This is a genomic window from Barnesiella sp. B2-R-119, from assembly GCF_023656675.1.
GTDB classification, from domain to species: domain Bacteria; phylum Bacteroidota; class Bacteroidia; order Bacteroidales; family Barnesiellaceae; genus Barnesiella; species Barnesiella intestinihominis.
The window spans coordinates 639774-666157 of record NZ_JAMOKL010000002.1; the positions used below are offsets into that span (position 1 = coordinate 639774).

17 protein-coding genes and 1 pseudogene are annotated in these 26384 nt (G+C 43.5%); 12 read left to right on the forward strand and 6 right to left on the reverse strand.

The window, feature by feature from the left end; all coding sequences use genetic code 11:
• Positions 1 to 152: 152 nt before the first annotated feature.
• A complete protein-coding gene (locus tag NBH06_RS05945) occupies positions 153 to 2777 on the forward strand; it encodes a valine--tRNA ligase (protein ID WP_250793296.1) in 2625 nt (874 codons plus the stop codon).
• A gap of 656 nt (positions 2778 to 3433) precedes the next feature.
• Here the strand turns inward: NBH06_RS05945 and NBH06_RS05950 are convergent.
• The 3 genes from NBH06_RS05950 to NBH06_RS05960 form a co-directional block, all read right to left on the reverse strand.
• Positions 3434 to 3931 (reverse strand): outer membrane beta-barrel protein, encoded by a 498-nt coding sequence (locus tag NBH06_RS05950; protein WP_046411418.1) that lies wholly within the window; start codon positions 3929 to 3931, stop codon positions 3434 to 3436.
• 119 nt (positions 3932 to 4050) lie between these two features.
• On the reverse strand, positions 4051 to 4686 hold the full coding sequence (locus NBH06_RS05955; RefSeq protein WP_250793298.1) for a DUF4923 family protein: 636 nt from the start codon (positions 4684 to 4686) through the stop codon (positions 4051 to 4053).
• Between the two features lie 384 nt (positions 4687 to 5070).
• Positions 5071 to 6393, reverse strand: a complete 1323-nt coding sequence (locus NBH06_RS05960) for a UDP-glucose dehydrogenase family protein (protein WP_250793300.1) — start codon at positions 6391 to 6393, stop codon at positions 5071 to 5073.
• A 710-nt stretch (positions 6394 to 7103) separates the two neighbouring features.
• Between NBH06_RS05960 and NBH06_RS05965 the strand changes: the two genes are divergently transcribed.
• The 6 genes from NBH06_RS05965 to NBH06_RS05990 are packed head-to-tail and all read left to right on the forward strand — an operon-like array spanning position 7104 to position 16256.
• Positions 7104 to 9704 (forward strand): DUF4493 domain-containing protein, encoded by a 2601-nt coding sequence (locus NBH06_RS05965; protein ID WP_250793302.1) that lies wholly within the window; start codon positions 7104 to 7106, stop codon positions 9702 to 9704.
• Positions 9705 to 9717: 13 nt separating this feature from the next.
• Positions 9718 to 10989: a DUF4493 domain-containing protein gene (locus tag NBH06_RS05970; RefSeq protein ID WP_250793304.1), complete on the forward strand. Its 1272-nt coding sequence runs from the start codon at positions 9718 to 9720 to the stop codon at positions 10987 to 10989.
• Between the two features lies 1 nt (position 10990).
• Entirely contained in the window at positions 10991 to 13099 is a 2109-nt protein-coding gene (locus NBH06_RS05975) for a PCMD domain-containing protein (RefSeq protein WP_250793306.1), read from the forward strand.
• On the forward strand, positions 13092 to 13829 hold the full coding sequence (locus tag NBH06_RS05980) for a hypothetical protein (protein ID WP_008861532.1): 738 nt from the start codon (positions 13092 to 13094) through the stop codon (positions 13827 to 13829). The genes NBH06_RS05975 and NBH06_RS05980 overlap by 8 nt, the downstream gene beginning before the upstream one ends.
• Entirely contained in the window at positions 13826 to 14680 is an 855-nt protein-coding gene (locus tag NBH06_RS05985) for a hypothetical protein (protein ID WP_021892730.1), read from the forward strand. Before NBH06_RS05980 ends, NBH06_RS05985 begins: the two co-directional genes overlap by 4 nt.
• A gap of 7 nt (positions 14681 to 14687) precedes the next feature.
• Positions 14688 to 16256, forward strand: coding sequence for a PCMD domain-containing protein (locus tag NBH06_RS05990; RefSeq protein ID WP_008861530.1), 1569 nt, complete (start codon positions 14688 to 14690; stop codon positions 16254 to 16256).
• A gap of 278 nt (positions 16257 to 16534) precedes the next feature.
• Here the strand turns inward: NBH06_RS05990 and lgt are convergent, their stop codons facing one another.
• Complete coding sequence (lgt, locus tag NBH06_RS05995) at positions 16535 to 17383, reverse strand: prolipoprotein diacylglyceryl transferase (RefSeq protein ID WP_040296064.1); 849 nt, start codon at positions 17381 to 17383, stop codon at positions 16535 to 16537.
• Positions 17384 to 17674: 291 nt separating this feature from the next.
• The gene (locus NBH06_RS06000) at positions 17675 to 18571 is read right to left on the reverse strand and encodes a diaminopimelate dehydrogenase (protein ID WP_250793308.1); all 897 of its coding nucleotides are present in this window, start codon (positions 18569 to 18571) and stop codon (positions 17675 to 17677) included.
• Between the two features lie 362 nt (positions 18572 to 18933).
• Between NBH06_RS06000 and NBH06_RS06005 the strand changes: the two genes are divergently transcribed.
• The 3 genes from NBH06_RS06005 to NBH06_RS06015 are packed head-to-tail and all read left to right on the forward strand — an operon-like array spanning position 18934 to position 22208.
• Positions 18934 to 20385 carry a glycoside hydrolase family 16 protein gene (locus NBH06_RS06005; protein WP_250793310.1) on the forward strand — a complete coding sequence of 484 codons (1452 nt, stop codon included), beginning with the start codon at positions 18934 to 18936 and terminating at the stop codon, positions 20383 to 20385.
• Positions 20270 to 21748 carry a hypothetical protein gene (locus NBH06_RS06010; protein WP_250793312.1) on the forward strand — a complete coding sequence of 493 codons (1479 nt, stop codon included), beginning with the start codon at positions 20270 to 20272 and terminating at the stop codon, positions 21746 to 21748. The genes NBH06_RS06005 and NBH06_RS06010 overlap by 116 nt, the downstream gene beginning before the upstream one ends.
• Positions 21735 to 22208, forward strand: a complete 474-nt coding sequence (locus tag NBH06_RS06015; RefSeq protein WP_250793314.1) for a hypothetical protein — start codon at positions 21735 to 21737, stop codon at positions 22206 to 22208. The genes NBH06_RS06010 and NBH06_RS06015 overlap by 14 nt, the downstream gene beginning before the upstream one ends.
• 79 nt (positions 22209 to 22287) lie before the next feature.
• On the opposite strand, the gene NBH06_RS06020 is transcribed toward NBH06_RS06015, so the two are convergent.
• A complete protein-coding gene (locus NBH06_RS06020) occupies positions 22288 to 23133 on the reverse strand; it encodes a glycerophosphodiester phosphodiesterase family protein (protein WP_407934817.1) in 846 nt (281 codons plus the stop codon).
• Positions 23134 to 23567: 434 nt separating this feature from the next.
• Between NBH06_RS06020 and NBH06_RS13700 the strand changes: the two are divergent.
• Positions 23568 to 23699, forward strand: a pseudogene (locus NBH06_RS13700) (IS5/IS1182 family transposase); the annotation flags it as partial.
• Between the two features lie 937 nt (positions 23700 to 24636).
• Positions 24637 to 26118, forward strand: coding sequence for a GEVED domain-containing protein (locus tag NBH06_RS06025; RefSeq protein ID WP_250793373.1), 1482 nt, complete (start codon positions 24637 to 24639; stop codon positions 26116 to 26118).
• Positions 26119 to 26384: the final 266 nt, after the last annotated feature.

Consider the following 26384-nt stretch of genomic DNA (forward strand, 5'->3'; position numbering starts at 1 on the left):
AACTTTCTTTTCGAGACAAATGCCATAAACACCTTTGACTCCGAAGAATATCTTTTTCGGAAAATATTTTATACTTTTGCACCCGATTGGTACAAAAGCCTTTTTACTTTTGTATCTTGAAATAATATAGAACATTCTGAAAGAACGACTTTATGAACGAACTTGCCACGAAGTACAATCCCGCCGACGTAGAAGAAAAATGGTATGCCTATTGGTTGAAAAACGGTCTTTTCAAATCGAAGCCCGACGGTCGAGAACCCTATACCGTTGTCATTCCGCCACCCAATGTCACCGGGATTCTGCACATGGGGCACATGCTGAACAATACGATACAAGACATTCTGGTACGCCGGGCTCGCATGGAAGGGAAAAATGCTTGTTGGGTTCCCGGCACAGACCATGCATCTATCGCCACCGAAGCCAAAGTGGTAAATAAACTTGCAGCGCAAGGTATTAAAAAAAGCGATCTTTCCAGAGAAGAATTTCTCAAATACGCTTGGGAATGGAAAGAAGAACACGGCGGAATCATCTTGAAACAACTCCAAAAATTGGGAGCATCCTGCGATTGGGACCGCACTGCTTTCACTATGGACGAAATCCGCTCCGAAAGTGTTTTGAAAGTATTTGTCGACTTATACAACAAAGGACTCATTTACAGAGGAGTCCGCATGGTAAATTGGGACCCCAAAGCCCTCACCGCCCTCTCCGACGAAGAAGTCATTTATAAAGACGAACACAGCAAACTCTATTATCTGCGCTATTTTATCGAAGGCGAGGATAAATACATTATCGTTGCCACCACACGACCTGAAACAATCTTAGGCGACACGGCAGTTTGTGTAAACCCCAACGACCCGCGCTATTCATTCCTTAAAGGGAAAAAAGTCATCATACCGCTGGTAAATCGGGTGGTTCCTATTATCATGGACGACTATGTCGATATTGAGTTCGGAACCGGCTGCTTAAAAGTCACCCCGGCACACGATGTAAATGACTATATGCTGGGAGAAAAATACAATCTGCCGAGTATCGACATATTCAACGACAACGGAACTATCAGCGAAGCCGGAGGACTTTACGTAGGAATGGATCGTTTCGACGTTCGCAAACAAATCGCCAAAGACTTACAAGAGGCTGGATTACTCGAAAAAGTCGAAGATTACGACAATAAAGTGGGTTATTCCGAACGTACCAATGTCGTTATCGAACCCAAACTATCGATGCAATGGTTTGTCAAAATGGATAAACTCGCAGCCCCGGCTCTCGATGCCGTCATGAAAGACGAAATCAAATTCCACCCCGATAAATTCAAAAACATTTATCGGCACTGGATGGAAAACATTAAAGATTGGTGTATCTCTCGCCAGCTTTGGTGGGGACATCGCATCCCGGCGTACTACCTCCCGCAAGGCGGATTCGTAGTAGCTGCCACACCCGAAGAAGCGTTGAAATTAGCCCGAGAGAAAAGTGGTAAGGCCGACCTTCAAATGAGCGATCTGCGACAAGACGAAGATTGCCTCGACACATGGTTCTCTTCGTGGTTATGGCCCATCTCGCTTTTCGATGGTATCAACAATCCCGGCAACGAAGAGATAAACTACTATTACCCGACCACCGATTTGGTTACAGCCCCCGATATCATTTTCTTCTGGGTGGCTCGAATGATTATGGCCGGATACGAGTATGAGCACAAACTTCCTTTCCGCAACGTCTATTTCACCGGAATCGTACGGGACAAAATAGGACGAAAAATGTCCAAGTCGCTCGGTAATTCGCCCGACGCTCTCGAACTGATAAAAACCTACGGAGCCGACGGTGTCCGCATGGGACTCATGTTGGCCGCACCTGCCGGAAACGACATACTATACGACGATGCGTTATGCGAGCAAGGACGCAACTTTAACAACAAAATATGGAATGCCTTCCGCTTGGTAAAAGGTTGGAACGTAGATGAAACCCTCCCCCAACCTCAAACGGCAGCCATTGCCGTAGAATGGTTCGACGCACAACTCAACCGTACGCTCGAAGAAGTCAAAGACCTGTTCGGGAAATATCGTCTGTCCGAAGCCCTCATGGCTATATACAAACTCTTCTGGGACGAATTTTCATCTTGGTATCTCGAAATGGTTAAACCAGCCTATCAACAACCTATCGACCGCAAAACCTACGATGCTACACTCCGGTACTTCGATGCACTGCTCCGTATGTTGCATCCTTTCATGCCCTTCATCACCGAAGAATTGTGGCAACACCTGTATGACCGCAAAGAAGGCGAAAGCATCATGACAGCACGCATGCCCGAGCCCCAACCGGTCAACATGGAAATCATAAACCGATTCGAAACGACCAAACTGGTCGTAGCGGGAATACGTACGATCCGCTTGCAAAAAGGCATAGCCAATAAAGAACAGCTCACGCTGCAAATTATCGGCGCACACGATCACTCGAACGATTGCATATTGACCAAAATGACCAATCTGGCAACGATCGAAACAATCGAAGAAAAAGATCCGGCCGCCGCTTCGTTCCGGGTACATGCAACGGAATATGCGATTCCTATGAGCAACGCCATCGATGTAGAAGCCGAATTGAAAAAACTCGAAGCCGAATTAAAATATGCTCAGGGATTCCTCAAAACAGTGATGGGAAAACTCGGCAACGAACGCTTCGTTCAAAATGCTCCCGAAGCCGTAGTAGCTATGGAGCGCAAAAAGAAAGCCGATGCCGAAGAAAAAATCAAATCGCTCGAAGAAAGCATAGCAGCCTTGAAAAAGTAGTAAAAGGCCATACAACAAATGAAAATCCCGCTCTATCTAATTTCGATAGAGCGGGATTTTCATACCCGAACAAAAAAAACAGCCCCACCCTTTACGACTCAATAGGAAATCAATGAGAATTGTCTTTTAGTTCCTCCCCTGTGGCATGGACATATAGGGAAGGTGGCACGGAATAACGGAGGGGCTAACTCAATGGAAATGTCGAAAAATACCGACAATAACGGAAACAGAGTCAGGCATCGGCTTCTCCCATTCCTCATCTCATCTGCAACAGATAAGAGAAGTAAACGAAGCATCGGAGAACTCAAAACCCCAGTAGAGCAAAAACGCTGGAAGATTTCTATACCCCTCCACTGCCGTGTCCCGTAGCCTTACGGGGTGTTTTGCATCGCAAAATATAGGGGAGGTGTCACAAAGTGCCGGAAGGGTTAGCTCAACGGAAATGGCAGGAAATATAAGGGAAATACCCGCAAGGAGAAAGGCTCAAATTCTACAATCACCCTATACACTCCCCCTACATCGCTGACCTATCCCGATTTGTCATCTCGCAAAAAAGAAGTTCGGCAACACCTTCTCACCTTACAATTCTACCGAAAAGAATAAAAAAAACCGTCCGATAAAAACCGGACGGTCGAAATATCGATTCGTTTCAAATATTAAAAGCAATAATACAAGCTGAAACTCAATTCATTACCCTTCAAAGACAAACCAGAAACACTATTTCCGTTATATTTATCACGATAGCCCAAGAAGCCATAATGAGCGACCAAGGCAAAATTATCGGTCAAGTTAAAAGATATACCCGGTTTGAAACCAATTTCAAAACCATTTACCGAGTCTGCTCCTTTATATTTACCGGTGGAAAAACCTAAACCACCATCAACCAACAAACTTAAAAAGTCTCTCTTAAAAAAAGTCCAACGGGCATACGGAGCGATATAAAACGAATTATAATTGTCCATATGCGTATAGCCAATCATACCGGCAACGGTCCACATATCATTAAAGGCATAACCAAATTCGGGAGCAATCGTAAAAGTTGTATTATCCTTTGCATCATCATGGGTTATACCAAACTGACCTCCGATAAAAAATTGTGCATTCGCAATTGATACGCCCAATACAAGGGCCAAAGTTAAAAACAATTTTTTCATTTCTTTTATTTTTTTGTTATACAATATAATTAGCAAAGATAACCATTATGGAGACACACCCATTATTCTATTCTCCTTCTTTCTTGTTCTTTTTTTCGCCACCACTTCTAGGAATTCGTTCATTTATTTAGTTCAAATCCCATCAATATTCCGTCATATTCATCGAGCAATCCACCGACACTTTTCAATGTAGAACTCTGAGACTTCGATGCAATAGTAGTCAATACCTTCACGAATCGATCCACATCGAAAAGCATTTCCAACGTATTGCCATTCTTGTTTATAACGGCATCCATAACCATTATGGGAAGGTAACCACCCACGGCAGTAAATGTAACCACGAATCTTCCGCTCTCTTCGTCTTTAACAATATGACCGTTCAATTTCGCATTACCATATTTCATTACAAAAGTAGTATCGGCAAAAGCAAATGAAACCCGCGAAGGCGTGATACCGGCCTTTGTATAGTAGGTCGCCAACTTTGTTTTCAAAGATGCAGCCACGACCTCACCTCCCGCCGATTTCAAGAAATCGCTGCTTTCGAACTTACAAGCAGGAGCCGAATATTTCCACGTACCGGCTAAATCGGCAACCGTCAACGAAGCATCTGTACCGACAATAGCACTCACAACCTTATTCACTGTCGATGAATTCAGTATGTCTCCAAACCCACCCAACGAAAGCTGAGCTTTCACAGAGGTAAAAAACAAACACAAGCAGCATACGATAGATAATCTGCACACCCATTTTTTCATAATAAAATCTCTTTACAACATTATTTATTTACAAAAACAATACATCTCGAAACAATCTAATCTCACTTACCGATATCGAGTTCTGTTCCATTGCAAAGATACGCTCCAAACAATTAAAGTGTTCCTCAAAAACAGATTTTCGACAAAAAAATTAAAAATAAGACAAATCACAATAAAAGCACGACCACATTGAACCAAAACACTCCTATATCGTTATTATAGGCAGAAAGGGCGCTCCGAAGGATTCCCGAAACCGTAACGGTAAAAGGAGGAGCAGCCATTACGAAGAAGGATATTCCTCTCAGCCCCTTTCTACTATAAAAAGACAGGTATCCGCCCCACAATAGGACGCATACCTGTCTTACTTTTTTATCGGAACAGTCCTTAAACCGTCGGACGACCTATACTATAATAAGCAAATCCCAACTCTTTCATCTCAGACGGATCATAAATATTACGACCGTCGAATATCACAGGTGATTTCATAGACCGGATAACCGTTTTCCAATCCGGCAAACGAAACTCTTTCCATTCCGTTACAATCAACAAAGCATCCACATCGGCAACCGCTTCATAAATATTTTCGGCATATTCCACCTTATTCCCTATCCGCCGCTTGCATTCCGGCATAGCCACCGGGTCATATACCTTTACATGAGCTCCTGCATCACATAACTTATCGATCAATATCAAAGCCGGGGCTTCGCGCATATCGTCGGTCTCCGGTTTAAAGGAAAGCCCCCACACGGCAAATTTTCGTCCCGATATTTTCCCGTCGAAATAGCGGAACAATCGGTGATAAAGCAATTCCTTTTGCGACTCGTTCACCCGTTCGACAGCTTTCAAAATCTGCATATCGCAATCATTCTCTTCTGCCGTCTTTATCAAAGCCTTCACATCTTTCGGGAAACAAGAGCCCCCATATCCACAGCCGGCATACAAGAAACGGCTGCCGATACGATCATCGGCTCCGATACCTTTGCGCACAGCCCCTACATCGGCTCCCACCTCGTCGCACAATAACGCAATTTCGTTCATAAAGCTGATACGAGTCGCCAGCATAGCGTTAGCCGCATATTTAATCATCTCCGCCGAAGGTATATCGGTAATAATAATCCTGTACTTGTTGATCATGAAGGGCTTGTAGAGCTTTTGCATCAAAGCCTCCGCCCGCTCGCTTTCGACCCCAACGACCACACGGTCGGGACGCATAAAATCGGCTATCGCATTCCCCTCTTTCAAAAATTCAGGATTGGAAGCCACATCGAAGTCAATCTTTTCGCCCCTCTTATCCAACTCGCTCTGTATAGCCGCTTTCACTTTTCGGGCAGTCCCCACCGGAACCGTACTCTTGGTAACGACAACAAGATAATCGGTCATATACCGTCCCACACTATGAGCCACATCGAGCACATATCTCAAATCGGCCGATCCGTCTTCGTCAGGAGGAGTACCCACCGCACTGAACAAGATTTCCACCCCTTCGAGACAAGCCGATAGATCGGTGGCGAACCGCAAACGTCCGGCTTTCATATTCCTGATAACCATCTCGTCGAGCCCCGGCTCATAAATAGGTATATCACCACGCTCTATACGAGCTATTTTCTCGGCATCTATATCCACACAGACAACGTCTACACCTATCTCGGCGAAACAAGTTCCCGTAACCAAGCCCACATAGCCTGTACCTACTACCGCTATTTTCATATATTCCAATTTTTTATCGCCCCTCTCCCACCGTTCGTCTTTAACGAGATAGTGGGGAGTACCCGCAGAGCGAGAGGGTTAAAAATAAACTTGACTATCTTCACATTTTGCAAAGATAGTACAAGCCGAGAACAAAATGAACAAGTACAAACGATCTTTTTTAACCCCTCTCCTCCGGAACTTTGTTCCTTCGGTCTCTCCCCCTATACTGCTAACGCAGCACCCCGCAACATTGCGGGGTATTTATAATACAATTATATAGGTAGAATGCACGAAAAGGTTAGAATATAAAAACAGAGATATTACCCACATTCCTCCCCTGCCGTGCTCCGCAGCATTACGGGGTGTTTTTGCACAGCAAAATATAGGGGAGGTGGCCGAAGGACGAAGGGGTTGAAAAAAGCTATCTTTACATATAAAAATACAGAATAAATTTAAATACTATAAAATAAAAAATAATCGATTTTTTACAAAATCCGACCCTAAAAAAATATTAGCAAATTCCCCGGATTTTGTAGCCCAAAACTCCTATATCTCCTTAATTTATATTATTATACTTAACAAAACTTTCTATTGACTGTTTCATCTAAGAAAAAATTTATACCTTTGAACCGATTTTCATTTGTGCAAATAAGTGTATTTACACAATGAAGCCGCTCATAAAGAGTTTATTAATATCTCTTTATAGGTGAAATAAAAATAAAATAAGCATGAAATTAAAAAAAATTTTCCTGTATAGCGCAACCATGCTATTGTTAGTATCATGCGCAAATGAGGATAAGCAAGGGTCTTCCGGATACGGTGCAATCAACGTACAAGTTTCAGCCGATTATAAAGTAGTTCCTGCAACCCGCTCCACAGCAGAATCAGCCTCGACAATCGAAAATCCCGATGTAAGTGAATTTGCCTTGAAACTAGTCTCTTCCGACGGTAGTTTTTCTCGGGCATGGGATAGTTTGGCCGATTTCGACCCGACCACCAAAATACCGGTCGGAGCCTATACGATGAGTGCCTTCTACGGAGATATCGATATAGAAGGATTCGAAAAGCCGTTCTATCTCGGAGAAACCCCGGTAGCCGTGCGTGACCGGGAAAATAGTTCGGTAGAAATCAATTGTACATTGGCTAATGTAAAAGTAACCGTCGAGTATTCCGACGCTTTCAAAAAATACTTTGCCGATTATTCGACCACCATTCACTCTACCGGAGGAGAATACATCGAATTTTCTAAAACCGAGACGAGAGCAGCCTACGTAAAACCCGGGAAAATCACGATTCAAACCCACTTGAAAAAACAAAATGGGATCGAATCTACTTTCGAACCGGCAGCCATACCCAACGCAGCCGCTCGTCAGCACTACAAAATAAAACTCGACATCAGCGACAACAACGCCGGTGAAGCACAACTCAACATCAGTTTCGACGAGACAACCGAAACACAACCTATCAAAATAGACATATCCGATGAAGTAATGGTAGCTCCCGCTCCCTCTTTCCTCCTGTCTGGTTTTGAATCCGGTATTCCGGTTGAAGCAAAAGAATTTAATTATCCGGCCGACAAAAACGTAAATATATCTCTCACGGCCAAAGGAGGATTGGCCGGGTGTACCCTTACGACCTCTTCCCGTAGCCTCGAAAGCAAAGGGTGGCCGCAAGAAATCGACCTCATAAATATGAGTGAAGACCAAGCAGAAATACTCCGTCGATTAGGGTTGAAAATCAAGGGATTCTCCGAAGTTGGAAATAAAATGGGATTCATCGACTTCACAGAACTATTCACACAATTACAAATTATCGACAATAGCGATCAACACATGTTCACTATTTCGGCAAAAGACCTGTACGGAAAAGTTAGCGAATCGCCTATTTCTTTATCGGTGAAAAACCTTCCTTTAACATTCACCCTACAAGAACCCGAAGCCGTTTTTGTGGGTAGCTCTTCGGCCATAATTCCGGTATTATACGATGGATCCGATATCGATTTGGTTCAATTCAGTTACCTTAACCCCGAAGGCCACAAAGTAAATTGTACCTCGACAGTTCTATCGGCCGAGGAAAATCTATACCAAGTTAAAATATCCGTCGAAGCCACAAACAAACCGGTAAAAATAGAAGCCTCTCTATCCGGTGGATTAAAGACGGCTGCGACTTCCATTCCTGTTCTCACGCCCGAATTCACGATATCAGCCGAAGAATACGACGTTTGGGCGAAAAAGGCGATCGTTAAGCTCACAGCCGCCGATCCGCAATACCAAGATGCAGTGAACTGCTACGCTGTGCTTTATACCAACAGTACCGGACAATGGGTCCAAGCCGCCTCTACACACGAAGGCAATGTTCACACCCTCACGGGATTGTCCCCCGACACACGCTACCAGATAAAAGGGACTTGCAACAACGAACAAGAAAATGTCAATTATCACGGAGATTGTACAATACGGACAGAAACAACAGCCGGCGTACCTAACGGAAGTTTTGAAGAACTCACACAGACAATATCGATACAAGATATGAATCAAGGGGGTAAGTATTCCGTTTGGCCTGTGGATTATCAAAACACTTGCAGCTTTACAATTCAAGAACCCACAGGTTGGAGCAGTGTAAATGCAAAGACCTGTAACACTTCCGCAGCAAATCAAATGTCATGGTTTGTAGTTCCCTCAACATATAATACGACTCTGTCTTGGAGCTCATATCGCAGTTTTGGAATGAGCACACAAACACCCGATATTTACAAAGGCCTTTCCGCACAAGACGGAAACAATGCAATGGTAATACGCAATGTTGCATGGGATGCTAATGGAACCACACCCAGCAAAACAGGAGGAGCTTTTAATACGACTTATTACAATACAAATGTTCCCTCTATGAGTAATCGTTCTGCTGGTAAATTATTTTTAGGCAGTTACTCCTATTCCGGTAATTCCGAATCTTATAACGAAGGAACCTCTTTTTCATCTCGACCTTCGACGATGAAAGGGTGGTATAAATACACTCCCGATAATAACGATGCCTCTGAAACAGGAGTGATCTCGGTAACATTGTTAAATGGAGAAACAGTACTCGCGTCCGGGACTATTAACCTTACGGCAGCATCAGACTATACCGAATTTACAGTTCCATTGGTTTACACCGTTACCGACAAAAAAGCCAATCTGTTGAAAATAATGATTACGTCGTCCAATCATGCTTCCTATTCACAAAGTGAAGAAACCGCAACGATAAAAACGACCGACTACTACTCCCAATACGAATCCAATTCGAGGGGAGCGACTCTGACAATAGATAACTTAAATTTCATTTATGAATAAACTACATAGCGATATGAAAAAGATATTCTACATAGCTCTGACCATAGTCTTGGGACTGGCAGGCACATCTTGCGACCGTGAGAAACTCACCTACGACTCCGAACCCGGAGAAATTTCAGGGAAAACCGGAACTCTCGATCTTTCTTCTTTCGATGCCATACCCAATAATGACATAAAAGAAATCGAGAAAAAACCGGTAAGCAGAGCTGTCGACACAGGCGATTTTACAGTACAAATATTCCGCACGGACAACGGTAGTGAAACGCTCGAAAATAATTGGAAATACAGCGAAACGCCCGAAATAGTTACACTAAACGTCGGTAATTATAATTTAAAAGTATTTTCCCACGAAGTTCAACCGTCCGAATGGGAAAAACCCTATTACTATGCAGATAAAACTTTTTCTATCGAAGAAAGCAGAGTGACACAAATCGATACGCTCGTATGTACCCTTCAAAATATAAAAGTCACGGTTTCCTACTCCGAGGATTTAAAAACACTGATGGGTGAAGATTGCAAAGTATCGGTCACCGTTGGAGAAGGAGCTCTCGATTTTATGAAAAAAGAATCTCGTGCCGGTTATTTTCGGTCCGACGAAGAGAGCAATTTGCTTATCGCCACCTTCTCCGGTACGATCGACGGTTATGAAGAAGTCAATCGCATACAAGTAGACAATGTAAAAGCCGGCGAATGGCGTAAAATACATTACGATATCAAACGACCCGAACCGGGAAGCGAGACAGGAGGCGTCACACCGTCGGTTACGCTCGATGCCTCATGTGAAATAATCGACCATTTCGGGAATGTCACGATAGACGAAGAAGTTATTGAGGACCCCAATCCCATCGACCCCGGCACAGACCCTGATCCAGATCCCCAACCTACCGATGCTCCGAAAATTACGAGCTCGACTATAAAATTAGGGACTCCGGTCACTGTAACCGAGGGATTACAAGTAAGCGTAGATATTACAAGCTCCGATAAGAACGGACTTACAGGACTTGTAGTCGATATAGAATCGCCGACATTGACTCCCGACGAACTTGCAGGTATGGGATTGGCTTCGCATCTCGATTTGGTAAATCCGGGCGACTTGAAAACAGCCATCGAAGGATTGGGATTCCCCACTGGATCGAACGTCTTGAACCAATCGAAAGTAACCTTCGACATCAGCGACTTTATGCCGTTATTAGGATTATTGGGCGCAGGGACTCACAACTTTATCATAAAGGCTACCGACGCGCAAGGAACGACAACAGAAACATTAATACTCGTAACAGAATAATATGAAACGCTATATAAAAACATACTTTACTTGCGGACTGCTCCTTGTAGGACTGCTATCGGCTTGTAAAGAAGAAGACATGACCCTCGGCGAAGGATCGGTAAGGCTGAACGTAAAAGTTTCCGACGAGGTGGCTGTCGTTTCCCGTGCTATCGACCCGGGCATATACGCCTCCATGCAAACCCGCATATACAGCAGTAAAGGGCTCATTCGTTATTACGATAGAGAAAATCTCATGCCCGACATACTGAACTTGGCAAGCGGACAGTATCATGTCTTTGTAATAGCCGGAGACTCCGTCCCGGCGGCATTCGATACCCCCTATTATACAGGATCGGCCGACTTCGCCGTCCAAAGCGGAGAAACGACCTCGGCCGAAGTAAAATGTACTATTGCAAATACGTTGGCGACGGTTGCGTTCTCGCCCGAGTTAGCAAACGTTGTAACCGACTATAAAGTAAAAATATTTACTACGACCGGCGAGCTCTCATTTACAAAATCTACCGTAGATTCCGTGGGATACTATATGCTCAATGGGAAAGACCGCAACTTGGCATGGAGTTTCGAAGGGAAAAAAACAGACGGTAAAAACTATACCCAATCGGGAGTTGTCGAAAACGTAGTTAAAGCGACGAAATACGCATTCACATTCAGCTATAACGCCGACAACGCAGCGACCGGAGGTACATTCATCGACGTCAAAGTAAACGAATCGACCGTAGACTCCACCCATAATGTAGTGATTACACAACGTCCGCAAATTGTCGGAGACAAATTCGATATAACCCAACCGCTTTATTACGAAACGAACAGCGGAAAAGAAGCTGCGATTTGGGTGAATGCCGCGACCAAATTGAAAAATGTAAAACTTTCTTGTGAGCAATTCCCCTCCTTAGGGCTCTCGACCGATACCATCGATTTCCTGTCGGCCTCCGAAAACATCATCACGGAATTTCAAACCAAAGGCATCGGCGCTAAACACATCTATCAAGAAGATAAAGACCTTTCGAATGCCAAAATCACACTGTCCGAAAGTTTTATAAAATCGCTCCCCGACGGAGAATATATCTTCACGATAAAAGCCGTCGATACAAATGAAAAAGAAAATACTCGGGTTTTGACGATAGTCGTATCCGATGCCATAGTCGTTACGGAAGCCCCGGCAAGATCCGGTATCTGGGCAAAGAAAGCCACGCTATCAGGGACTTTGGTAAAAGAAACATCGGAAACTCTCTCTTTCCAATATCGCAAATCCGGTTCGCAAGAATGGATATCCGTTCCTGCCGTCCTGTCGGGAACAAGTATGTCTGCCGAGGTAACGCAACTCGAACCGGGAACGACATACGAATATCAAGCCGTTGCAGGAACACAAGCCTCGGTAAAAACAATAACGTTCACTACCGAAGAAGCGACGACACTGCCCAACAGCAGTTTCGAAGATTGGCATACCCCGGACAAAGCAATGGTAATATACCCGCAAGGAGGGGAAATGTTTTGGGATAGCGGGAACCACGGTTCTGCGACGATGAATAAAAACGTGACTACACCCGACGAGACCTACAAACACAGCGGTAAATACTCTGTTAAATTACAATCTCAATTCGTTGGTATCATGGGTATTGGCAAATTTGCTGCCGGAAACCTGTTCACCGGACAGTTTATCGGAAGAGACGGTACGAACGGTATCCTCGATTTCGGACGAACATTTACCTCGCGACCGTCCAAACTTCGCGGATATATTAAATACACGCCGGGAACCGTAGACTATTCCGAAACAGATGCTCTTACAAATGGCGCGACAGATATAGGCATTGTCTATATCGCACTTGGAGACTGGGATGCCCCGGTACGTATCACGACAAAAGATAAAAACTTGTTCGATAAAAATGACGAAAAAATAATCGCCTATGGCGAACAAGAATTAACAACCCAGACACAAGGTCAAGACGGTGGTCTCTTGGAGTTTGAAATTCCGCTCGATTACCGTTCTCTTACCCGTATTCCCAGCTACATTGTAATCGTGGCCTCTGCCAGCAAATACGGAGACTACTTTACAGGTAGCACGGGTAGTACCATGTGGCTCGACGATTTAGAATTGATTTATGAATAAACTCATCTCTGCGATATGCTCATCTCTGCTTTTGGGGGTAAGCCTTACTACGGTTCACGCTCAGGAGTTCGACCGAGGTATTGTACTAAATACATTCATACCCAAAGGACAATGGGTAGTAGGTAATTCCATATCCTATTCCGAATATAGCAACGACAACTACCAGTTCCTCGTCATCGAAAACATGGACGGTATAGGCTACACATTCAAAGTGAGCCCCATGTTTTGCTACATCGTCAAAGATAATTTGGGATTGGGAGGTCGGTTTGCCTATGAACGAAGCCTGACGAAACTCGACAATGCCTCCATCAAAATAGGTGACGATCTCAACTTCGACATGGACAACGTGTATAGTCTGAGCCACTCCTATTCGGGAATGGCGATCATGCGTAACTACATCAGTATCGGGAACAGTAGCCGCTTCGGACTTTTCAATGAACTGCAACTCTCTTTGGGTGGTGGAGAATCGAAAATGGTAAACGGGTCGGGAGAATCTCTCACAGGAACATTCGAGCGTTCGTTCAACTTCAATATCGGAATAGCGCCGGGGCTCATGGCATTTCTCAATGACTACACAGCCATCGAGGTAAACGTCGGCTTATTAGGTTTTAATTACAGTCATGTCAAACAGACCACCGACCAAGTTTATACCGGTAAACGGTCTCAAAACATGGCAAACTTCAAAGTCAACATCTTTTCTTTGGGTTTAGGTATCGCTTTTTATTTATGAAAAACTTAAAATACATATTGATTTTAATAGGAATACTCATTCCCGGGCAAATATTGCTTCATGCCGAAGTGCAAGATTCGACAACCGTCATTCCCGAGACAGCAACCATCGTTCCGAGAAACACTTCTGTCGCCACGTCCGAGCCCGATACGATCGCCGAAAAACACGGGCTCAGCAGAAAAAAATACAAACGGGGATTGAAAAACTATCTGCTCATTCCCCAAAAGCAATGGATCGCAGGTTTGACTCTCTCGCACGGAGAATTCGACAGTAAAGACAATAACCTCCTGATCTTCATCAAAGATTTTAATTTCAAAGGCAACATAACTACCCTGAACCCATTCGTAGGCTATTTCATCAAAGACAACGAATGTATAGGTATAAAACTCGGATACAGTCATTTAAGTGCAAACTTAGACAATTTGGATATAGACATCGACGACGATATGCAATTCAATTTGGGCGATATACGTTATTTAGGCGAGACCTTCTCGGCCGCTCTATTCCATAGGGCATATATCGGAATCGACAAAAACAAGCGCTTCGGCTTCTTCAACGAAACGGAATTAGCCTTTTCAAGCGGTTCGAACCGCTTTGTAAGAGGGAGCGACGAGTCATTGAAAAATACCAAAACAACGACATCTGAAATCAAATTGGGGTTAAATCCGGGATTCTGCGTATTTATCATGAACAACATCAGTACCAGTGTTTCGTTCGGAGTAGCCGGATTACGATACGGAACGATCAAACAAACGACGAATAACGAAGAAACCGGAAGTCGTAGATCGAGCGGAGCCGATTTCAAAATAAACTTGTTCAACATCAACATTGGCATGTGCCTGCACATATAGAAGTAAAATGAAACGAAACTATATACATATCATATACTCTCTTTTATGTACACTCCTCTTATCGGCTTGTATTAAGAACGATATTCCCTACCCTCGCATCAAAGCGCAGATATTAGGGATCTCCGCCGACGGACAAATCGGTACAGCCGCTATCGACAACGACAAACGCATGGTAACAATGGAATTGTCCGATACGGTCGATTTGCGACGAGTACATATCGAAACCCTCGATCTCACCGAAGGAGCCGTATCCGATCTTCCTTCCGATTCGATTATCGACCTCTCCAAAAGTTACACGTTGACCCTCTCCATCTATCAAGACTACACATGGACGATAAATGCCACCCAAAATATCGAAAGAAGTTTCAGAGTAGAGGGACAAATAGGAGCACCGGTATTCGATGCCCATAATCACAGAGCCATTGCCTATGTCAATAAAGACATCGATTTAGCGAACATAAAAATCACCGAACTCGTTTTAGGCCCTCAGGGAATAACCTCATATTCTCCCGAAAAAGAAAAACTCACCGATTTCTCTTTGGGATACCAAAAAGTCATTATCGTATACCACGGTATTATGGAAGAATGGACCCTATATATCGTACCATCTGAATCCGAAATATCTACCGACGGGGTCGATGCTTGGACGAATGTAGCTTGGCTACACGGTAGCGGAAAAGAAGATGCCGAAAATGGATTCGAAATAAAAGAAGCGACAGCCGGCACATGGGAAAAAGTGCCCGACGAATACGTCACACACGATAAAGGAAGTTTCACCGCTCGCATGATACATTTGAAAGCCAACACGACCTATGTATGCCGAGCCGTATCTGGTGACTTGACAGGGAACGAAATAACATTTACGACCGGAAGCGCAGCCGAACTTCCCAACGGAAGTTTCGACGATTGGAACAAAGTAGGAAAAGTCTGGAATCCATGGGCCGAAGGAAGCGAAAACTTCTGGGATACAGGCAATAAAGGAGCCACTACATTGGGTGACAGCAATACACAACCCACCGACGACACTTGGTCGGGAACCGGACAAGCAGCTAAATTAGCGACCAAGTTTGTAGGAATAGGTTCCATCGGGAAACTGGCTGCCGGGAATATGTACACGGGAAATTACCTCCGTACAGAAGGAACCAACGGAGTGCTCAACTTCGGAAAACAATTTACCCAACGCCCCACACGGCTAAAAGGATATTTCAAATACACCTCGGTCGAGATAAATAAATCGAACGACGAGATGAAATATCTTATCGGACAACCCGATACCTGCCAAATCTTCATAGCACTCGGGGATTGGAGCGAACCGGTCGAGATACGCACAAAACCAAGTGACCGCAAACTATTCGATAAAAACGATCCGCATATTATCGCTTATGCCGATATGTACAGCGGAAAATCCGTAACCGAATACACACCGTTCACTCTTGAACTCGAATATCGAGATACCGACCGGATTCCCACCTATATCGTAGTAGTAGCATCAGCTAGTAAATATGGCGACTATTTCACCGGGGGTGACGGTAGCGTACTCTTCTTAGACGATTTCACGCTCGAATACGATTACTGATTTCGGCAGGTTCCCAGTGAATCCGAAAAACCGAAAAAGGGAAAAAACCACATCTGACACTCCGCCTCTACACCGAGGCCGATGATAGAAAATCTCGTATGATTTTTGCAGACAAGGCAATAAGACTTCTCTTGGAAAACAAGAATCCCATCACCTTCGCCCCTGCCCTATCCCGCAACATTACGGGGAGTCACAAAGCGATAGGGAAGATACCGAAGGAACGATAGTCCCTAAGGAGAGGGGTTAGAAATAGAAAAACATAAAACTGTTTGCACAATCTATTTCTTCTTCTCCTTCGCAAATTTAATCGGCACTCTCGGTCGAGACAAAGCACGAATAACCAACCACACCCCGGCGATAACGAACGGAATACTCAACAACTGCCCCATATTCAACAACATAGTCTCCTCGAACACCTCTTGATTGTTCTTGATAAACTCGATACAAAAACGAGGTAGAAATATGCCTATCAAAAAGGTCCCGAAAATAAGACCCTCCCGTTCCTCCGCATTACGTTTCCAATACATATACAAGAGCAACCCGAACAGAAGCAGATAACACAAAGCCTCATAAATCTGGGTAGGGTGCGACGGTTCCGTAAAAATAGGGGCAGCACCCTTCATCCACTCCGATAAATTCTGTATGAACCGGAATCCCCACGGCAAAGTCGTCACATGTCCGTAAATCTCATGATTCATCAAATTACCCGTACGAATAAGCGCAGCGACCAAAGCGACCGGAACGACCAATCGGTCAAAAGTCCACAACATATTCCGGTGAGTAACCCGTCGGGAATATAGCCAAATGGCGATAATAATCCCTATCGCACCTCCGTGACTCGCCAAACCGCCTTCCCACACTTTCAATATTTCTAAGGGGTGCTGCGAATAATAATCCCATGCATAAAACAAGCAATGTCCCAAGCGAGCGCCCAAAACCGTCGCGATTACCACATAAATAAACAACGAATCGAGCCATTTCAGGTTCACCTGCTCATGACGAAACATGCGTTCCATCATGTTGTAACCGACAATAAAACCGATAGCAAAAAACAATCCGTACCACCGTATCTCGATAAAGCCGTCGTAAAGAGCCGGATTAGCAGTCCATGTAATAAATTCAGTCAACATATTTTAGTAAAAATAAAACCCTACCGATATTGGCAGAGGCAAAGATAGTACAAGGTGAGCGCAGAGACAAACGGAAATTTTATTTCCGATTTGGCTATACCGAACCGCAACCTATCTTCGTATGTACAAAGATAGTACACGCCGAATATAAAAACAAATCTATTTGCTAAGACCCAGCCTATATTTAACCCAACCAAAGATACGAAAAACAATAGAAGGAAAAATGATAAAACCATTTCCCCTTCTATTGTTTGTTACAATCCCGTCGAATAAACAAATTCATTTAGCTTATACCAACCGACGCACCAACTCGTCTCGATCACCATACAGTAAATCGATAACAGGAATTTCGATTAACGTATAGCAACCGGGACGTTGCAACATAGCGGCACGAGCCGTACATACTAAAACCTGAGCTGTCAATGCCGGATTATTGATAGACATATTGAACTCGAACCGCTGATTCTGTGTCTTTCCCGAAACACCCTTCCGGGTCATGTTCACCCCATGCCCCATATCTTTCAAAGCATCGACACTCTCCACCTGCATGACATGCGTTTCATCATGGGTGAAATAATCGTCGGTCTTTATAGCGTGAGCCACCTCTTCGAATGTATAACCCTCTCCAAGTTCGATATAAACCATACGACGATGTATACCCGTTCCCAAAGGTATAGTCATCGATAAAGCCGCTTTTACTCCGGCGATAGCCTTCACGGCGACCGTATGTCCCATACTCATACCGGGACCGAAATTAGTATACGTGATACCTTTGGGGGCACAAGCCTCCATAAGGGCTCGCACGACCGAATCCGTTCCGGGATCCCAACCCGCCGATATAATAGCGACCGAATTGTATTTCTTCGCTGCCGCATCGAGCGTTTTGCGCAAATCGCATATCTGTGTGTGAATATCGAAACTATCCACGGTTCGTATACCCTTTTCGAGAGCCTTGATAGCGAAATGTTCCACTTCGCGAGTAGGCGTACAAAGAATAGCGACGTCCACATCTTTCAACTCGTCGAGAGAAGACACTACCGGATAAGCCGACAATTCCATGGGAACCTCCGAAACACGACGACGGACTATACCCGCTATTTCAAAATCAGGAGCGACTTGCAAAGCATCTAAAACAAAATGCCCTATATTGCCATAACCGACAATGGCAGCTCTAATCTTTTTCATATTCTATTCATTTAAATTACGAGGCGTAAAGATACAAAAAATCCGTAAAAGTCAATTCTTGCATATAAATTTCTAACAATTTCCCCAAACTCCATACAAAAAGAGCTAAACATTCCTTCTCGCTTTTCAGTTTGTAAACATCATTTCCCCATGAGAAGGTCCAAAAACAGTTCGAAAATTTCGGGAACCCGTCTCACCCCTTCGTTAAACCCCGTTATGAAATACAATGACATATTACGAATAGAAAGGAAAGCCCTTTTTGAACAAAAAAACATCGATAAAGTAGTACACAAAAAGCTCTCTTTATCGTCTTTATAAAAAAGAACTTACATCTGATTACCAGTTAAACGACACTTCAACCTATGAAATCAAGAAAAAATCTTTGGCAATACACCGTAATACTGTTCATTCTGAATATATTTTTTATAACCGCTCAGACATCTCACAATCAAAACATCTATGCCGATTTCAATTTCAGCCGAAACGATACGACTCACGACAAGTGGACGAAATCGATCGAAATAATCACACCTCGATTACGTACAGTTATCACCGACGACACAAAAATCACATTGAGAGCACCGGGAATGAATCGAGTATATGCTTATTGTTGGCAACAACCCACGACAGGACAACCCAATAAATGGGGGCACGATGTAAATCTCACCCCGGGAGGAATTGAAACAAAAGGAGCTGAAAAGGTCTCCTTCGTCTTTCCAGCTCGGGACTTCCCCTACGGCCCTACAAATATCCGCATATACGCAAGTAACAACGAGGGGAAAAAAGATGTATTTGAGTTACAGCTCTACAACAAAGCCGGTAAAAAATGGAATTACGGTATACCGGATACCGTTCCCTCTCAGGCCAAAGTACTGAAACTCGTATTTGAAGATGACTTCGATAATGAATTATCCATATCCAATGACGGCAAAAACGCCCGGTACTGCGCTCACAAGCCCCGATACGGAGATTTCAGCGGTTGGCCATTTTCCGATGTCGACGGTTCTGATAATCCTTTCGAACAAGTCGACACCTATTTGAAAATTAAAGCCCGTAAAAGAGCCGGAACAAAAGGAAGCTCAGGACTAATATCGTCTGTAAATATGGACGGTGAAGGATTTTTCACAAAAGCCCCCTGTTATCTCGAATGTAGGTTTACCGCCCAGTCTGCACCCGGTACTTGGCCTGCATTTTGGACTCTCACCAGTATCGACCGAGGCCTCAATGGAGACGAACTGGATATTGTCGAAGCCTATGGAGGGGTAGGAAAAGGTAACCCCAACCACCCGGGCTACTCCATCACGAGCCATTTTTGGGGACAAAAAGAACCCGATGGGACATATAAAAAACGCTTTAATAAACGAGTTCCCATCATAGAACTGGGTGGAAAATCATATTGGTCCACCACCTTCCACACCTATGGTCTATATGTAGGACGAGACGAAACGATATACTATTTCGACGGTATCGAAGTACTGAGGCATACAACGAACGACATATCAAAAGAAAAACCGCTTTTCTTCCTGATAAACTACGCAATTGGAGGAATAAGCGGTTGGCCTATCGACCTCGAACGCTTCGGGAATGCATCGGATATGTATGTAGATTACGTACGAGTATTCGCCGAAAACGACATTCAATATTCCATACCACTTCCCGAAAAAAAAAAAAAAATAAAAATCACAAATCCCATCAATCATGAAAAACAGACTGTTATCCTACGGAATCATTTCCCTCGTTCTCGGTTTGACATCATGCCATACCAACGATTCTGTAAAATTCCAATTCGACAGCAAGAAAATCGTGTCGGGTAAAAAAATCGCGATAAAAGACATCGTACCCCAACTACCTGCCGATTGGGACGAGTATGACTATGTAACCATAGAATTTCGTTCCACCACGCCACAGCGATTTCAATTAGGATTCACCACCGACTCAGGATACAACGAACTACGACTTATATCATATGTTCCCAACGCATGGAACAAATTAACCATTCCACTGAGATTTTTCAGAGAACTACCCGTTGCCAAACACGATATAGCAGCAACTTCCAATCAACCGAGAATAACAGGCTGGATCAACTTGGGAGGGAAAAGAGGCTCTTTGACAGGAGTAGATTCAATAGGCATACGCATGAGAGCCCCTATCGATAACCCTACGATCGAACTGCGATCGATCGCTTTGTCAAAAGACGATCCCGGCGACAGGTACTTAGAGAATAAGCCCGCTTTCGACAAGTTCGGTCAATGGAACTTGGGCGACTATGAAGGAAAAATTTACTCCGAAGAACAACTTCAAAAAGAATGGCTACAAGAAGAAACCGAAATTAACGAAACAGAAAATTTCAACTATTCCCGTTATGGAGGCTATTTGAACAAACGAGTAAAATCGACGGGCTTTTTCAGGACAGAACAGATCGACGATCGTTGGTGGCTCATCGACCCGGACGGATATTTGTTCCTCTCCTATGGGGTCGATTGCGTCGCCCCCGTCGGAGACTACTACACGAAAAACACCGACAAATGCACAAATATGTTTCAAGAACTTCCGTCCAGAGAACTTTTCATCGAATCCGAGAATATATCGCCCGAAACACATACAGCCTCTTTCGGTATCTGGAACCTATATCGTCGATACGGAAAAAATTATCTCGACCGAGCTGCCGAAATGACAATCAAAAGAATGGACAAGTGGGGATTGAATACCCTTGCAAACCGGTCGGATAAAACTATATATGACAAGAATCGAAAAGCATTCATTCTACCTTTGGAAAACATAGGGTTCGAAAACGAACTGATGGGATTGATGGACGTATATGACAACGGAATTGAAAAAAAGATGGACGAAGCGATTGCCCGTAATGTGGCAAAATACAAAAACAATCATTGGTTAATAGGCTATTTCATCGGAAACGAACCTGCTTGGATTTCGAAAGAAAATCGCCTGTGTTCCTTAATTCTGAATGGAAAAGATCGCCCCATCAAAACAGAATTACAAAATTTTCTGAAAGAATCCGGCGATACACCCGACACCCGCAAAACTTTTATATACAATACATTCGAGAAACTCATGAAAGCCATATCCAAATCGTTAAAGAAGAACGATCCCAATCATCTGAACTTAGGAATAAGATGGCTACATAGAGCAATTAGACGACGAATTGCTACGAATTAGTAAAGAGTCGTTCGATGCTTTGAGTTTCAACTGCTACGCTCTATCTCCCGACCACGAAAAAATGAATCATGCTTTGGAAATCTCTGGGTTACCGATGATTATCGGGGAGTACCACTTCGGGACAGTCGACAGAGGACTCGCACAATCCCTGTGGCAAGTGAACTCACAAAAAGAAAGAGGAGATGCTTTTCAGTATTATACCGAAAACGCCTTTGCTCACCGAGGGCTCATCGGTACAGGCTGGTTCCGATGGATCGATCAGAACATCAACGGACGCACCGACGGGGAGAATTACAATTGCGGTTTTATCGACGTTACCGACAGGCCCTATCCCTATATGGTCGATGCGGCTATCGAAGCAGCCAAATCGCTATATGAAATACATTCCGGTACAAAAACACCTTTCCATCAAGCGCCTAACGCCGTTGGACACTCTCCCATACCCGATCTCTGGGAATAAATAAAACTTCTATTCATTCTCACAAATCCATGAAGAATCCGGAATCTTCATGGATTTATTTTTTACCAATAAACAAAAATCAATCGTGTAACCCTCGTTTCCGCAGATAATCGAGCAAATATGCCGGACGGTCGGTCTGTATGATACGACAGCCGAGTACATCGATCAAATAACCGTACCCCTCGTCAGGATTGGCAAGCGACATATCGTCGTCATGTCCTCCCGCCATTGTGTCCCACAAAGTATTATACCAGATAAGGGACTCCCCTTTCAACGAATCGGCAAGCATTCGGGGCAATGGGTTGCTGTCTTTGACAAACAACAATTCGAAAGCGACCGGCCGCATATCCTCGACAAACACATCTATCTGTCGTTTTGCATCTTCTTTATCGAGATTCACAATAGGCATATAAATTACCTCATCGAGATATTTCCCGAATCGGGCTTTCACTTCTTTCGCCGGCTTACCGCCTTTCATGATTATCTGTTCGGTCGTACCGGTCTTTTGCAATAATTCATAAACTTGGTCGAAATAACGGTCGGCTTTATCCAAGTTAATCATTATTTTCCCCTTTGCGGCAAGTAAAGCCTCTTCCAAAGTGGGAACCTTGTGTATTGTTTTGATATTGCAACCGTTCTTTAACCGTAATGTTTTAATAGAATCGAGCGTCCAATCCGAGACCTTACCCTTCCCGGTCGTCGTACGATCGAGTTTAGAATCATGCATCAATATCAATTTTCCATCTTTCGTCCGCTGTAAATCGAGTTCAACGACATCGACCCCCATGCGAATTGCACTCTCGATAGCTTCCAACGAATTCTCAGGGAAATTACGCCAGTCTGCTCGATGCGATACCACGATTACAGAGTGGAGATTCCGATTCAACAATTTTTCCCGAATTTGGGCTGCTCTTTCTTGCGCCATTGTCGGAAGCATCGCTAATGCAAACAGGATCACTCCGACCGAAAATCTCGAATGTTTCACCTTCATTTCAATTTATGGTTATTATTTTCTTTACGATAATTGTTATATACCCATATCATAGATTTCCCGCTTACGAAAAAAAGCAGAAAACGACGTAAACCCAACATGAGAGATAAACTATTTCATTAAATATTAGAAATCCAGTGATAAAAACATCTATTCATAATACTCAATTATAATATTTAACGATTAGTATTATCGTTCTTAAAATTCAAAGTTACAGAAATTTGTTAGACAGCATACAATTTTACACAAAAAACTTACCCCATAAATAAGGTTTCATAAGAGTTTTTTGTACATACCTTTCCTTTTATACAGACATATTTATATTGAAGTGATTTAAACTTATTTCATTCTCTTAAAATCGTATCAAAATGTTAAAGCACAGCGTACAAATAGAATTATTCCCTATATTATGGGTGACCAAACTCATATATAGTGAAAGTCCTATGTACCCTATGCTTGACAAAGATACGATAAAAAATGAAAGCTACCAAATTTTACCAATCCTTTTCTGGATGCTATCAGAAAGTGAACGGAATTCGCTGGTTAGGGAGATTCTTGTCTTGGGACGAAGGAAATTATAATTGGTTGTCTTGCGCCGACCGTGGCGGCATCGGCGAAGATGGAGAAATGACAGAATCGATCCGTTTTGAAGTGGCGTTTTATGAAATGGGAGCCGATGGTTACCCCGGCAAAGAAGTCTACCGCAAAGAATTCGATGTCTTGGGCAAATTCACCGGAGTGAGTGCAAGCGAATATGATGATTTGGCACGTATTTACGAATTTTCGGTTGAATTGGACGAAACAATCTGTCTAGAAAGCGGTTTCTTTTCGGTAGCAGCCGCCAAAGTAGACAACGAAACGCATAATTGTGCTTTCAGTGTGTTCACATGTAGCAATGTCCCCGGAATAGGTTTAATTTGGATGGAGGCTTACGAAGAATATATGACCTCTCAGTTATCCATGTGTTACTGTTTAACGGGCGACGGCGACTACATTGCACAAAAAGCATTGAAGTTCGAACGTTTATTATCTCCTTTGGAAACAGCAAGCGACAAATATGAAAAGGTACAGGTGGAAGTAATGAATATCGGTGAGCAAGCTATATCCGATGCGAAACTTCAATTATATTTAGACGATAAATTACTGGCAACCGAAGAACTGGGTGTGACACTAGCTTCTATGGAGAGCTACAAACACACGTTTGACCAACGGATCGATTGTTCGCAACCGGGTAAACATAATATCGAAATACGCAATGTCACGGAAGGCGATGAACAAACAGCCCATCAATCCATGTTTTTCTCTATTACAAAAAGGGAAGAAGGGATAGTTTGCGAATCGTATTCGACGGATGCAAGTTACGAATACATTACCTCAGTCAAAATTGGAAGCATTAGCAACCCAAGCGAGGGTAACGTATACAGCGATTTTTCTGATATGAAGACAAGCATTAAACCCGGTGAAGTGCTAGATTTGAACGTAGAGTGTGAAGGCGGAAGTCTATATATAGGTGCATGGGTAGATTGGAATGGAAACGGTTCGTTCGATGAAGCGGGCGAGTTTATCGGTTATCTTCCTAAGGGAACTATTAAAGTATCCATTCCAGACGAGGCGGTAGTCGTGCCGGGAGAAAGACGCCTACGAATCATAGCTTCTTATGAAGACATTCTTAGCGCTTGCGGTCAATATGGTTATGGAGAAACAGAAGACTATACACTGGTCGTGGAACATTCCGACAATTCACCGATCATTATACCCGGATTAAGTATCATCGATTCGTACCAATCGTTCGACGTACGACCGGTAACGCTAGAAATAAAGAACGAAGGTAGTGCAGAGCTTACAGGAACAGCATCGGTACTTTATGCTCTACCTCACTCTCCGGGCAGCAAACAGTCGGCTTTTGCTACAAAAAATAGCAAACCTTCTTGGAGATTTACAAAATCTGCAAAATCCCATTCGGTTAAAGCGAAAGAAACCGAGTCGCAGGCAGAATTCGTATTGCGCTATGACAACGGGCTCGAAAGCGAAGTATCGCTCAGCGGTGGTTCTTCGGCTGTATATGCACAGTATTTTCCGGGCAATATGCTTGCTGGATTGTCGGGTATGCAAATCAGTAGTGTCGATGTATATATAAACGACGTACCTGACAAAGCTCAAGTGGTAATTTTCGGTCAAGGCTCACAGTCAAATGCCGGAAATGAATTGATGAGACAGACTTTTTCCCCAATAGCACAGTCTTGGAATCATATTGTGCTCGAACAACCTCTGACGATAGGGAATACCGATTTATGGATAGGTGTTAATATAGATGGCTTTGAACCGACAGACTTCGTGATTGGTATCGACGGCGGTCATGTACAAAATGGCTTCGGCGATATGGTTAAACTTGGCAATACATGGTGGTCAGCAGGAGACTTAGGTTTAAATAGTAACTTCTGTATTCGCGCGAATGTAACGGGTAATCGCACCCCGACTATCAACTGGCTCTCGCTTGATAAATATGAATTCTCTGTCGCTCCTTCTGTGATGGAAACGCTCACCGTATCATTAGATGCAACCCAATTACAGAGAAATACTTTATATGAAGCACAAATCGTGTTAGCCAATAACGATGCTGTAAGTAGAATTGTGAAGATACCAGTATATCTGAATAACGACCGGGAGTCAAAAGTAGAACTCCAAACATTAGCTTCGACAGTAGTTTATACATATGGAGGCTACTTGGTGGTACAAACTGACAAAGCTTTATCGAGTATATCTTTGGTGAATATGAACGGTGCTGTAATGAAAATGCAAAATGTCGATGGTTATACGACGAATATGAGCCTTGACAATTTGCAAACAGGCATTTATATTTGTTGTATTGTACATGCCGATGGAAGCCGAGAGAATGTAAAAATACCGGTCGTTCGATAGCCCCGGAAGATCATAATAGGTTAAAAATCGTATCAGCTTATTGATAGAATAAGCTGATACGATTTTTTTATTGATCGGGTATAAAACTCAGTAGAAATTTAGTAGGGATAGACCCAAATTTTAACGAACGAAATGGATTGTATTTACCCTCCTCCTCTGTGTTTTTGCAATGCAAAAATATAGGGGAGGTGGCACGAAGTGGCGGAGGGGTTGAAAACGGTATCTCATCAGCCGGTTTATATCAGACATATACCCTTCTTCCCTAT

What these genes read in the sequence shown, in the direction of transcription:
- NBH06_RS05945 (WP_250793296.1), top strand. Translation starts at nt 153, where the DNA reads ATGAACGAACTTGCCACGAAGTACAATCCCGCCGACGTAGAAGAAAAA.
- NBH06_RS05950 (WP_046411418.1), bottom strand. Translation starts at nt 3,931, where the DNA reads ATGAAAAAATTGTTTTTAACTTTGGCCCTTGTATTGGGCGTATCAATT.
- NBH06_RS05955 (WP_250793298.1), bottom strand. Translation starts at nt 4,686, where the DNA reads ATGAAAAAATGGGTGTGCAGATTATCTATCGTATGCTGCTTGTGTTTG.
- NBH06_RS05960 (WP_250793300.1), bottom strand. Translation starts at nt 6,393, where the DNA reads ATGAAAATAGCGGTAGTAGGTACAGGCTATGTGGGCTTGGTTACGGGA.
- NBH06_RS05965 (WP_250793302.1), top strand. Translation starts at nt 7,104, where the DNA reads ATGAAATTAAAAAAAATTTTCCTGTATAGCGCAACCATGCTATTGTTA.
- NBH06_RS05970 (WP_250793304.1), top strand. Translation starts at nt 9,718, where the DNA reads ATGAAAAAGATATTCTACATAGCTCTGACCATAGTCTTGGGACTGGCA.
- NBH06_RS05975 (WP_250793306.1), top strand. Translation starts at nt 10,991, where the DNA reads ATGAAACGCTATATAAAAACATACTTTACTTGCGGACTGCTCCTTGTA.
- NBH06_RS05980 (WP_008861532.1), top strand. Translation starts at nt 13,092, where the DNA reads ATGAATAAACTCATCTCTGCGATATGCTCATCTCTGCTTTTGGGGGTA.
- NBH06_RS05985 (WP_021892730.1), top strand. Translation starts at nt 13,826, where the DNA reads ATGAAAAACTTAAAATACATATTGATTTTAATAGGAATACTCATTCCC.
- NBH06_RS05990 (WP_008861530.1), top strand. Translation starts at nt 14,688, where the DNA reads ATGAAACGAAACTATATACATATCATATACTCTCTTTTATGTACACTC.
- NBH06_RS06000 (WP_250793308.1), bottom strand. Translation starts at nt 18,571, where the DNA reads ATGAAAAAGATTAGAGCTGCCATTGTCGGTTATGGCAATATAGGGCAT.
- NBH06_RS06005 (WP_250793310.1), top strand. Translation starts at nt 18,934, where the DNA reads ATGAAATCAAGAAAAAATCTTTGGCAATACACCGTAATACTGTTCATT.
- NBH06_RS06010 (WP_250793312.1), top strand. Translation starts at nt 20,270, where the DNA reads ATGAAAAACAGACTGTTATCCTACGGAATCATTTCCCTCGTTCTCGGT.
- NBH06_RS06020 (WP_407934817.1), bottom strand. Translation starts at nt 23,133, where the DNA reads ATGGCGCAAGAAAGAGCAGCCCAAATTCGGGAAAAATTGTTGAATCGG.
- NBH06_RS06025 (WP_250793373.1), top strand. Translation starts at nt 24,637, where the DNA reads ATGAAGACAAGCATTAAACCCGGTGAAGTGCTAGATTTGAACGTAGAG.